General features: G+C 54.8%; 1 protein-coding gene. It reads right to left on the reverse strand.

The genetic code is table 11. From position 1 onward, the window contains the following. On the reverse strand, positions 1 to 621 hold a 621-nt coding region (locus H8K36_RS18890; protein ID WP_222611286.1), incomplete at both ends, for a hypothetical protein.

Genomic DNA, 621 nt, shown 5'->3' on the forward strand with positions numbered 1-621 from the left:
TGGCGTTCGTGAAGGTGCCCGCTGTGACTGGGGTGGCGTTGCTGTCCGCACCGACCGTGTCGTTCGTGATCACATTGCCGGTGACTGTGTTCGGTACTGCATCTTCAGTGATGTTGTTGATGTCACCTGTCGCTACTGGTTTACTGTCCGTAATGAGGATATCTAAGCTGTCGTTATTGGTCGCGCCTAAGGCATCGGTGACTGCTACGGTGATACTGTCGGTCACATCGCTGTTCGCACTTTGGACACTTGGGTCATAGGTGTAACTCACCACGCCTGTGCTGGAGTTATAACCTGTTAAGACCAAGCTGCCCTTGCCTGTCGTGATCGTGATCGGTGTGCCACCTAAAGCATTTAATTGCGCCAAGGTGACGTTGGTGCCACCGACCGTAATGCTCGCTAAACCAGCTGGCGCACTGACCGTGAAGCTGTTCGCTGTCGCGGTTGCCGTTTCTGCTACCGTCATGTCGCCCGCAGAACCTGCATTGCTGTCCGGGATCGTGACCGTTGGACCACCATCGGTATTACCATTGATCGTAATGACCAAGCTTGCCGTTGTCGTGCTGCCGTCACCATCGGTTAAGGTGTACGTAAAGCTATCGGTCAAGCTTTGGCCGGCGC

It is taken from the genome of Affinundibacterium nitidum, from assembly GCF_014284155.1.
GTDB lineage: Bacteria > Pseudomonadota > Gammaproteobacteria > Burkholderiales > Burkholderiaceae_D > Undibacterium > Undibacterium nitidum.